The organism is Paraburkholderia sp. RL17-373-BIF-A, assembly GCF_046030175.1.
Classification (GTDB): Bacteria; Pseudomonadota; Gammaproteobacteria; order Burkholderiales; family Burkholderiaceae; genus Paraburkholderia.
Map to the genome: position 1 here is coordinate 125576 of NZ_JARESO010000024.1, position 10233 is coordinate 135808.

8 protein-coding genes and 1 pseudogene are annotated in these 10233 nt (G+C 58.2%); 2 read left to right on the forward strand and 7 right to left on the reverse strand.

Going from position 1 to position 10233, the window contains the following annotated elements:
* Nucleotides 1-3: 3 nt before the first annotated feature.
* The 3 genes from P0D80_RS27410 to P0D80_RS27420 are packed head-to-tail and all read right to left on the reverse strand — an operon-like array spanning nucleotide 4 to nucleotide 3313.
* Nucleotides 4-1545: an acetolactate synthase large subunit gene (locus P0D80_RS27410; RefSeq protein WP_408288018.1), complete on the reverse strand. Its 1542-nt coding sequence runs from the start codon at nucleotides 1543-1545 to the stop codon at nucleotides 4-6.
* Nucleotides 1545-2876: an MFS transporter gene (locus tag P0D80_RS27415; RefSeq protein WP_408288021.1), complete on the reverse strand. Its 1332-nt coding sequence runs from the start codon at nucleotides 2874-2876 to the stop codon at nucleotides 1545-1547. The genes P0D80_RS27410 and P0D80_RS27415 overlap by 1 nt, the downstream gene beginning before the upstream one ends.
* 44 nt (nucleotides 2877-2920) lie before the next feature.
* Nucleotides 2921-3313, reverse strand: a complete 393-nt coding sequence (locus tag P0D80_RS27420; RefSeq protein WP_408183172.1) for a hypothetical protein — start codon at nucleotides 3311-3313, stop codon at nucleotides 2921-2923.
* 195 nt (nucleotides 3314-3508) lie between these two features.
* Here P0D80_RS27420 and P0D80_RS27425 point away from each other — a divergent pair, with 195 nt between their 5' ends.
* Complete coding sequence (locus tag P0D80_RS27425) at nucleotides 3509-4345, forward strand: IclR family transcriptional regulator domain-containing protein (RefSeq protein WP_408183171.1); 837 nt, start codon at nucleotides 3509-3511, stop codon at nucleotides 4343-4345.
* 111 nt (nucleotides 4346-4456) lie between these two features.
* Here the strand turns inward: P0D80_RS27425 and P0D80_RS27430 are convergent, their stop codons facing one another.
* From P0D80_RS27430 to P0D80_RS27445, 4 genes are all read right to left on the reverse strand, one after another.
* A complete protein-coding gene (locus P0D80_RS27430) occupies nucleotides 4457-5968 on the reverse strand; it encodes an FAD-dependent monooxygenase (RefSeq protein ID WP_408288026.1) in 1512 nt (503 codons plus the stop codon).
* A gap of 461 nt (nucleotides 5969-6429) precedes the next feature.
* Nucleotides 6430-7581, reverse strand: coding sequence for a serine hydrolase domain-containing protein (locus P0D80_RS27435; protein WP_408288029.1), 1152 nt, complete (start codon nucleotides 7579-7581; stop codon nucleotides 6430-6432).
* Nucleotides 7582-7692: 111 nt separating this feature from the next.
* On the reverse strand, nucleotides 7693-9093 hold the full coding sequence (locus P0D80_RS27440) for an alpha/beta fold hydrolase (protein ID WP_408183167.1): 1401 nt from the start codon (nucleotides 9091-9093) through the stop codon (nucleotides 7693-7695).
* A gap of 107 nt (nucleotides 9094-9200) precedes the next feature.
* The gene (locus P0D80_RS27445) at nucleotides 9201-9758 is read right to left on the reverse strand and encodes an SMP-30/gluconolactonase/LRE family protein (RefSeq protein WP_408288033.1); all 558 of its coding nucleotides are present in this window, start codon (nucleotides 9756-9758) and stop codon (nucleotides 9201-9203) included.
* A gap of 9 nt (nucleotides 9759-9767) precedes the next feature.
* Here P0D80_RS27445 and P0D80_RS51890 point away from each other — a divergent pair.
* A pseudogene (locus P0D80_RS51890) lies at nucleotides 9768-9977 on the forward strand (IS110 family transposase); the annotation flags it as partial.
* Nucleotides 9978-10233: the final 256 nt, after the last annotated feature.

Here is a 10233-nt window from a genome sequence, read left to right on the forward strand (position 1 = left end):
ATGCTAGATCATCAATTCGATGACGAACGGGCCGCTCTTCCTGAAGCTTTGCGACATCAGATCGGCGCACTGTTCCATCGTCGTTGCGCGTGCCGCCTCAACGCCAAGACCGTTAGCGATCTTCACCCAACTGAGATCGGGGTTGCGGAGGTCGAGCATACTCATTGCCGTTTCCCCGGGAGTGGCGCCGACGTTTGTGTACTCACCAATGAGGATGTTGTATTTGCTGTTGTTGAGAAGAATTGTCGTAATGGGTAGACGTTCGCGTGCCTGTGTCCACAGCGATTGCAGGGAATACATCGCCGAGCCGTCAGCCTGTAAGCTGATCACACGCCGTTCGCCACGTGCACCCATCGCGGCGCCGGTAGCGACCGGTAGACCATCGCCGATCGCGCCGCCCGTCAGCTGTAGCCAGTCGTGCGCGGCAGCGGCATGCGTATGTCTGTAAAAGCCACGGCCGTACGAGATACTTTCGTCAGAAACAATCGCGTTTTCCGGCAGCAAGGCCGCCAGAGTTTGCGCGAGACCTTCGGGCGTCGGTGCACCGCTCGCTACACCCGGGCGTGGCCCAGGATCCGGAATAGCAGCCTCCGGCGCACCCAGGACGTCAACAAGCGCCTCCAACGCGGCATCGGCGTTCTGATCGAATCGCGATAGAAAATGCAACTGCGCATGCGACGGATATTGCGTCGAAGGCTTGTCGGGATAGGCGAAAAAGCCAACCGGCGGCTTGGAGTTGACCAGAATTATGTGGTCGAACTGACTCAGCATCTTTATCGCGAGATCCGTGTTAAAGGGCACACGTTCAAGTTGCAAGTTACCCTGACCCCGAGCCACGCGTCCGTTCACGTAGTCGAGCAGGATAGTCGCGCCGGTCGCGCGGGCAATACGCCATGCGAGCTTCTGAGACTTGGCCAATGCTCCGCGGCCAGCCAGCAGGATGAGGACGTTCTTGCCATCACGCAGTACGCGTGCGGCGTTCTCAACCGCGAACGGGTCGATCGGCGGCGGAGCGGGAACCGGTAGCGGCTCTGCGACTATGCCGCCTGCACCCCAGGAAATGTCAGACGGCAGGATCAGCGTCGCGATCTGTCCGGGTGTCACACGGGCGGCTTGCACGCCAGCAGCCGCATCGCGGCCAACGTCGACGGAACGCGTGCTCGTGCGAACCCAGGCGGACACTGTGCGAGCCAGGCTGTCGGTGTCCGCGGTCAAGGGTGCATCGTATGGTCGGTGGTACGTCGCCTGATCACCCACGATGTTGACAATGCCGCTCCGTGCGCGACGGGCATTATGGAGATTGGCCAGACCGTTAGCGAGCCCCGGACCACAATGCAGCAGGGTACACGCTGGTTTCTCTGCAATGCGATAGTAGCCATCCGCCATACCGGTAACGACGTTTTCCTGCAAACCAAGCACGCAGCGCATGCCAGGAATCCGGTCAAGAGCAGCAACGAAATGCATCTCGCTGGTACCCGGATTCGCAAAGCACGTATCTATCCCTGATTGCAAAAGTGTCCTCACAATACTTTCGGCGCCATTCATTACAGAGCCTCCAATTTCATCAAACCAATCTTCTCTCGACGCGGGAAACAGGTATTGAGCAGGAGCAGGCTCACAAGAAACACGCAACCTATGGTTCCAGGCGCGTAGTAGAAACTTCCGGTCGCCTCCTTGATCCAGCCGATGAATATCGGGCTGAACACTCCACCGAGCGCACCGACCGAACTGACAAACGCCAGGCCGCCCGCAGCGGCGGCATCCTTGAATAGCACACCCGGTATGGTCCAGAACAGAACGAGGAATCCAAACACTGCCGCACTGGAAGTTGCTAGCAGCACAACCGTCGCCACAATACTGTGCACCCCCACGGGCAGCAGTACCATTGACAGACCCGCCACGATCCCACATCCAAGCACATGCCACCGCCGCTCTCGTAGGCGGTCCGAACTGAAGCTCACTGTCAACATTCCGATTGCCGCCGCTAGAGCAATCGTCCCACTTAACCACCCAATGCTCATGAGGCTTTTCACGCCCACACTCTTCAGTAGAGTCGGAATCCATAGAAGCAAGGCATTCTCGACGCAATAGAAGGTGAGGTAGCAGACCGCGAGCCGATACAGGACTTTGTTCTTCAAGGCATCGCGAAGCTTGCTGGGAGCATGGCGAGAAACGTTCCCTGCGTCGGCTTGTAACTGGTCCGCGACAAGCTGCTTTTCTGTTGCCGAAAGCCATGGCGTGTCGGATGGCCTGTCGGCGAGGCTTAGATAAGCCACGACACCCAGCAGGATTGCAGGAACCCCTTCTATCAAGAATAGACTTTGCCACCCTCGCAAGCCGGCCACACCATCAAAGTCGGTCATGATCCATGCTGCCAGCGGACCGCCGATGATGCCAGAGACTGGCAGCGCCATCACGAAGAGACTGGTAACCCGGCCTCGCATGTGATCAGGGAACCAATATGTGAAGTACAGGAGAACACCCGGAAAGAACCCTGCCTCTGCTGCACCAACCAGGTACCGTAATACGTAGAACTGGTATTTTCCGGACGCCAGGGCCTGAACCATCGTGAAGACGCCCCACAGGATCATAATCCTGAGCAGCGTCTTGCGTGCCCCGTAGCGATGAAGCATCAAGTTGCTCGGCACTTCAAACAGAATATATCCGAGGTAGAGAAATCCAGCCGCCACCCCAAACACGGCCTCATTCAAGTGCAGATTTGCGAGAAACTGAAGCTTTGCAAAGCCAACGTTCAGCCGGTCGAGCATGTTCACAACGTAGCAGACGAACAGTAACGGCACGGTTCGCAAGCCAATGCGCCGGAAGACTGCCTGCGTCGTCGGCACTGCATGTGGAAGCGTTGGGGAATTCAACATATAGTCTCCAATCTTGTAGATAGACCACGCGCCCCATGGAGCGATCATGGCCCGAAGCTCGAACGCGCCTGGATTCCCCACTTCCCGTTCTGCAGGGTCAGAACGTAGAGCGATTCGTAGATGCCAATGACAGAGTCATCACTTCTGTACCTGATGTAGTTCAGCGAGTAGTGAGCTTTTCGCTCATTGAACTGGATTAGCTCCCGCCGATCCCACCGGCTATATCTCCAGTCGTCCTCTTCCTTGAGCCGACTGAAAAGGTCCATTGGATTCTGGCCGGCCGCTTCATAGACCTTGAACTTGCCGTCGGCTAGACGCAGGTGCGGAAAGTGCATCGTGGCGTCCATCTTCTGAGCATCGTATTCGTTCAATGCAGTCATGAAGCGGTCCAACGTCTTCATGCATGCCGCGTGAATTTCTTCCTTGTATGCACTCATTGCTTCTCCTTTTTTCCCTATACGGTCACCGGACACACGCCTTTTGCCGGAACGTACTCACTGCGCTCGCGAATGCATCGGGGGCACGATATGAGACGTCGCAAGCCAACGCGCGAACGCCGACATAGGGGCGGTTGACCAATCTGAAAACTCCATGTACTATCCGTTCGGTAACCGAACGTGTGTTCGGTGTTGATGGATGATCGTATCCAGGGTTTGCTTTTGGGTCAATGGATTCGAATGGACAAAATAGATCTGGCTCCTGATCCGGAGCTGTATGTCGACGCATTTGCGCGCGGACTTTCCGTTATCCGGGCGTTCGATGCCGAACACCGAATGCTCTCGCTCGCTGAAGTCGCAGAGGCCGCTGGAATAAGTCGAGCGTCAGCCAGGCGCCTGCTTGCGACCCTCGTGCACCTCGGCTACGTGCATGCGGATGGCCGCACTTTCAGACTGACGCCGAAAGTGATGCAACTGGGCTACGCGTATCTCTCTGGTCAGACACTGACGGAAATCGTTGAACACTACGTGGTGGATGTCGCGGAAAAGACGGGCGAGTCTTGCTCGGTCTGCGTCCTTGACGATACCGACGTCGTGTACATTGGACGCGCGTCGACGAAAAAGATAATGTCGATCAATCTTTCGATAGGAACACGTTTGCCGGCGTGGGCAACGGCAAACGGCAGGGTGCTGCTAGGTGGCCTGGATGAGCGGGAACTGGAAGAGAGACTGGCGCGCAGCGAAATCGTCGGACATACGGCGAACACGTCGACCAAGGTCGAAGACCTGATCAAGGCAGTCCGCAAGGCTCAACGTGACGGCTATGCTTTCACGTCGCAGGAGTTGGAGGCAGGACTGACCGCTGTCGCTGTTCCGCTGATGGATAAATCTGGGCGGATCGTAGCGGCCATGAATGTTGCGGGGCACGTCCATCGGAATTCTCGTGAGAAGATGCTTACCGAAAATCTACCCGTCCTTCAATTCGCCGCGAACGAGATCAACCTCGCATTAGCGTCGCGTGACGTGCTTTAGGATCCGATGGGAAATGGAGGTCGGCCCTCGAGCCGCTCCCGGCGCATGTATGTGGATCGAGGCTACGACCACGACAAGTACCGGCGTGTCGCCAGATCCCATCCGAATGTCCTACCTGCCAGCGTTTTCGCCATTGCTCGCACCGTCCACGCGGCGAACGTGGGCGAGATAACCGTCGGGACGCACGAGCACGGAAGGGAAATTGTCGATTAGAGGGTCATTGGTCCCGGTCGCCAGGCTGACGAAATTGATTCCGCTAGCATCCGGGACGCTTTCCGGATTCGGTGCGAGTTGCAGCCGGACCCATCGGCCCTCCTCAAGGAGGCGGTAGAGCGTAGTTCGCGAACCATTCTCCAGTGTGAGGTCCATGTCGCGAAGACGCTGCCCGCTTACTCCTTTTTGGTGCTCCCAACTGTTGTCCGCCTGGAAGAGCGGCTCGGGATACGCGACACCAAAGCCAGAAAGCTGCTCCGCGAATTGACGGTTAACCTCGGGCACAAGAAGGACATTCTCGAGCAGCCGCCGCAGCGCAAGCATGGGAGGATCGAATCTGGAGAAGAGTGCGAGTTGTGCGAGCGTGTCGTCACGAAGTGCCTTGCCGACAGGTAGACGCTCACGTTCATAGGTGTCGAGCAGTTTTTCGGGCGCCGTCCCGCGCAGGACACTCGCCAGTTTCCAGCCAAGGTTCATGGCGTCCTGTATACCGACGTTCATGCCCTGGCCGCCCATCGGCGCATGGATATGAGCGGCATCGCCGGCTAGCAGAATTCGTCCTTTCCGATACTGCTCGGCAATCCGCGTTTCGTCAGTGAAACGCGAGAGCCAAATTGGGTCGCGCGGGCGAAAATCCGTTCCAGCAATACGCGCAGCTGAACTCGCGAGTTCAGCAAGCGACACGGGCTCGCCGGGATCAACATGAGGCATCGAGGCATCAACTAGACCAATTCTGTAATGATCTCCATAGCCGCGCGGCGCGAGAACCAGCCCCCCGGCTTCATTCACTATCGTAGCCACCGGGTGCTCAGGTGGCGCATCGAGTACAACGTCCGCCAGCATCATCGTTTGTCGAGCCGGATAGCCGACAAAATCGATCTGTGCTGCCCGTCGCACGATACTACGAGCGCCATCGGCCCCGACAACGTATCGCGCGAAAACGCGAAACGGTGTCGCATCGGTCTCCCCTCCGATGACAACCCTATCCACATGCGACTCTACCGTCCCGACAAGATGGCCTCGTCTGATGTCCACGCCGAGTTCGAGGGCGTAGTCTTCGAGAAGCCCCTCGGTGGTCGCTTGAGGCAGGAATAGCGCAAAGGGGTAACGGGTATCAAGCGTCGAGAAATCTATCCGCGTGCCAAGCGCTCCAAAATGGAAATTGGGTACCCGACGACCGAGCGAAAGAAAGCGATCGACAATTCCGCGCAAAGCAAACACCTCAAGGGTGCGACCATGAATCGTCAATGCACGGGATTGAGTGACGCGTTCAGTACGTCGCTCCAGCACTGCAACTTTCAGTTGTGCGAGAGCCAGTTCACAGGCAACCCAGAGTCCGACCGGGCCACCGCCGACAACTACGGCATCGAATTCAGTAATCATGTCAGAGAGCATTATGAAGTCGTTCATTTCGTACGGCGCGCTCTGGCGATTCGCAGCACTGCGCCTTCCAATACGCGGATGCTTCTGCCACGCAGCGAACACGTGGAATAGAAGGAAGAAAGATAGGCAAGGTGATACTAGTGAGCGCGGGGGAGTCACTCAGAAAACGTTCCAGTGTTCCGTTTATTCCTTCGTTTTTCAAAATGCTACCTGGGGCGCGTTCTTTCTCTCTTCGGCATCTTTCATTTGCTGTCTTTTCGCTCAAGGAACTGGTTGGCCACGGCCTGCTGGTCATGTGACAGGCAGGTCATGGGCGGCCCATTGGGCACGCCAAGGACATCGATTGCTTCGCAATAGCTGCGCGCTTCGACTACTAGCAATAGCATAACGGCGCGACAGCACGAGAGTGGTCGCGGAGGGCCGATCGCAAGCGCACCAACCTGAACACACAGGCAGTTGGTCCCGATCGCACGGCGCTCGCTCTGGCGTCATGCCGCGGATACGGCCGTTCCCACCTGCTGGTACACCGCCATCTCGAACCCTATGAGTGTCTCGATGACAGGCATGTCGAAGACGGGCAGCAGTTGTGTCATCAGCACCGCGCCGATGCCCTTGGAGCGATCGATCCAGTAGTAGGAATTGAAGATACCGCACCAGTCACCCGTACCGTTGCTGCGCATGCCAGGTAAGTCCGCGAGCGTGAGGTGGAAGCCCAGTCCCCAGCCCTGCAGCACCGGCGATGCTCGCACGTCGTTCGACAGTCCGGGCATGGTGGACTTCGCCATTTCGGGGAGCTTGATCTGTCCGAGGTGGTTCTGCAGCGCCATCTGCACGGTCGCCGGTTGAAGGATGCCGGCACCATCGTTGAGCCATGCCTGCAGGAAGCGGCCGTAGTCTTGCACGGTGCCGTAAGACCCGTGGCCGGCAGCGTCCCATTCGGAGGTCGGTGGCAGATCGATCTTTGAAGGCGTGAGCGTGCCGTCGGCCTCGCGCTGCATCACGCGCAGCAGCCGGTCGCGCTGCTCGGCGCTGGGCGCGAATGTCGAGTCGTGCATTCCCAGTGGTTCGTACACATGCTGCTTGAGGTAGCTGCCAAAACTCTGTCCCGACAGCTTCTCGACAATGAGCCCTAGCCAGTCGGTGTTGCTGCCGTACTCCCAGGCTGTACCGGGGTCATTGACGAGTGGAATAGAGAAACTGCGCTTCAGTCCTGTGAGTGGGGTAGGTTCGCCCGTCAGCTCGTGGTAGCGCATCAACTTCTCGTTGTAGAAGAAGTAGCCCAAACCGGCCGAGTGGGTCATCAGTTGGCGCACGGTGGCCTGGCTGGCAGGAGCGCGCAGGCGTGGCGTGTCACCGTCGAAGCCGTCCAGCACCTGCAACTGATTGAACTCCGGCAGAATCGATTCGACGGTGGCATCGAGGCTCAGCAGCCCCTTCTCCACGAACTGGAGCGCCGCCGTAGTGGCCGCCGCCTTCGTCATCGAGGCGTTGCGGAACATCGTGTGCTGGCCTGCCTCGCCGGCGGCGTGATGGAAGAGCGGGCCGCTGCGGTTAACGACCACCGCCGCAATGCCGTGAACAGCGCCTTTCGCGACTGCGTTGTCCAGCAGCGCCTTGATGGCGGAACCGTCAAAGGTCATGGTTTTCTCCTGTGTTCATGATTGGGAAGCCGTTCGGGGAATGGGCGTTACATCGGCGGTTTGACGCCATTCTTCTCAACAACCACGCTGGTCGCGTTCATTTGTCCATGATCACTGGGGACCACGACTGCGAACACTGCGGCTCCCGGTTTGAGATCGGCAAAAACTGCGGGGGGCGAAGGTGACAACCGGCGCTGAGTTCGGTACCGAGACGGTGAGCGTCTTGTCGCCGTAGCTCACGTTGAGGTCGCGGGCGTCGGGTTTTTCGGTGACCGACGCTACCGTGGCACCCGTCATGGTGGCTCCCGGCGCCAGATCCCAGTCGTAGTGACCTTCTCCTGTTCCGCGCCGCTCCTCCCTGAATATCATGACCTCGATTGCCTGGACGCCACTGGCCGTTGACGTTCCGGCAGCACCAACGTAAGTGCCGGGCTTGATGTTTGCGGCGTCGAAGGTTTTGACCGCGGCGAATCGCGTCCGGTCTCCAAGCGCGAGCCTCATATGCGCACCCTCACGAGTCAACACCGTGAAATCACGGCCGTTAACCGATTCGATCTGACCTCGAACATGCGTTGAAGCGAAGAACTGTTTGATTTGCCGGGCAATATCGACATGGTCTTCCTCCAGTGCGAAGTGACCCGTGTCGTAGTAGTGGACCGATGCATCGGGCACCTCCTGTTTGACGGCTTCGGCGCCCCCCGGCAGGAAGATCGGATCGTTCTTGCCCCACACCACGAGTGTCCGCGGCTGATGCGTGCGCAGATAGGCCTGCCACACTGGAAACGATGCAACGTTGCTCGGAATGTTGAGCTGCAGGTCGGTCATGATCCGGCGGCTATCGGGGTTCGCCAGGGCGACCGCGTCATTGGTCCAGGCATCGGGATTGAGCGCCGTGGGATTGCGCGCGCCATGCTGATAGAGCAACAGCGCAGTCGCGAGCGATACATGGCTCTGTGCCAACGCGCGTTTCTCCGGCGTAATCTCGCCAGTGATCGCTTCGTCACGCTTGCGCCGGGCGGGATCGACGCCCGCAACGGAAACAATGGCATTCTGAAAAATGAGCCCGGAGATCCAGTCCGGATGATGTACGGCCATGCGCATCCCCACTGGACCGCCGAAGTCGGTCATATAGACGACGAGATGCGGATCGCCGAGACCCACCACAAATTTTTCGATCACGGCCGTCACGTTGTCGAACGTCGGCGTGAACCTGTCGGCCGGTGGCGCATCGCTATATCCCATGCCCGGGTAGTCTGGCGCCACCACGTGGAAATTGTCGGACAGCAGCGGAATCAAGTCCCGGAATTCGTGAGACGAAGAGGGAAAACCGTGCAGCAAAAGCAGCGTTGGCTTCGACTTCTCCCCTGCTTCCCTGTAGAAAATCTTGATACCGTCAATGGTGGCGTAATGGTATGAGACATCAGCTGCCTGCGTACCGGCGCACGCAACAGTGAATACTGACGCTGCAAGCGTGCATACGGCACGTCGCATGAGTCTATGGAGCGGCGACATGAAGCGTTCCTTTACGGTGATCGGTAGTGGGGTCGCGGGCCGGTTCAGACTGGAGATGCGTCACCGCCAGTTAGAGAAAAACACTTCTCCTGAACCGAAAATTCCCATCATTCAACATTTAAATGGGTGAACCTGAGAAGTTCACCGCGCGAATCTCCGGCTGCCGTGTCAAAGATCGCGGTGACGATGACGGATCTTCCGTCGGGCGAGAGCGCGAGGTTGCTGTGGTGTGCTCCCGGCAGGGCAATATTTCTAATGAGATTGCGCTGTGGGGACAGGACGGTGATTCCACCGCCTCTGTACAACGCTACAAACACGTTGCCGTGGCGGTCAGTGCGCAGGCCGTCCGGAGTGAAGTCTTGCTGCTGCGGGCTGCCATGAACGTCTGCCAACCTGACGAATTCTTTCGGATCCCGCAGTCCCGCATCGGCATCGATTGTGTAAGTCAACAGCCTGTTCGCGGCGCTCTCCGCGAGATACAAACGTTTGCCGACGGTCGATAAAGCCAGGCCGTTTGCATAGCGAATGTTTGAAGCGACTTCCCGTACACGTCGATCAGCGCCGCGGTAATACACCTTGCCGGGTGTGGTGCCGGATCCCGACGCCGTGAAATACACACCGCCTTTCTGGTCCGCAGTGAGGTCGTTGGGGCACAGAAACGGCATGCCCTTATCGTCGTGCGTTGCCTGTTAATTCACGGCGCACGCGCAATGATCCAGATGGCCCACCGACGGACTGATGCGCTAAGTCTGTGGGTCATGCGCATAGCAGGCAGCCGGCATCCGAACATTGCAGCCGTAGCGCTAGCAAACAAGACGGCTAGAATCGCCTGGGCGATGATCACACGGGAAACCGATTATCAGCCGGAACTTGCTGCACATTGAAACTCTAGTAACCAGCAGTACCTTCATCCACGATTGCAAAACAAGCCGCACGATGGCCAACAGGTCGAACCGGCGCTGATCAAACCCGTGACTTGACCGAGGCCTTGAGCCCGTAGGAACGATTGGGAGTCAGCGCGCGAATAGCCCATCAGGGTCCGTTGCCTCGCAGAGGCACAGTTGTATGAGACCGGATATACGTGAGCAATCGACACCGAGGCTTGACACGCGACGTGTTTGCAAACGAGGAGGAGTCCAT

Bases quoted from the DNA above. Each gene is read 5' to 3' on its own strand.
- P0D80_RS27410 (WP_408288018.1), bottom strand. From the start codon at position 1,545: ATGAATGGCGCCGAAAGTATTGTGAGGACACTTTTGCAATCAGGGATA.
- P0D80_RS27415 (WP_408288021.1), bottom strand. From the start codon at position 2,876: ATGTTGAATTCCCCAACGCTTCCACATGCAGTGCCGACGACGCAGGCA.
- P0D80_RS27420 (WP_408183172.1), bottom strand. From the start codon at position 3,313: ATGAGTGCATACAAGGAAGAAATTCACGCGGCATGCATGAAGACGTTG.
- P0D80_RS27425 (WP_408183171.1), top strand. From the start codon at position 3,509: ATGGATGATCGTATCCAGGGTTTGCTTTTGGGTCAATGGATTCGAATG.
- P0D80_RS27430 (WP_408288026.1), bottom strand. From the start codon at position 5,968: ATGAACGACTTCATAATGCTCTCTGACATGATTACTGAATTCGATGCC.
- P0D80_RS27435 (WP_408288029.1), bottom strand. From the start codon at position 7,581: ATGACCTTTGACGGTTCCGCCATCAAGGCGCTGCTGGACAACGCAGTC.
- P0D80_RS27440 (WP_408183167.1), bottom strand. From the start codon at position 9,093: ATGTCGCCGCTCCATAGACTCATGCGACGTGCCGTATGCACGCTTGCA.
- P0D80_RS27445 (WP_408288033.1), bottom strand. From the start codon at position 9,758: ATGCCGTTTCTGTGCCCCAACGACCTCACTGCGGACCAGAAAGGCGGT.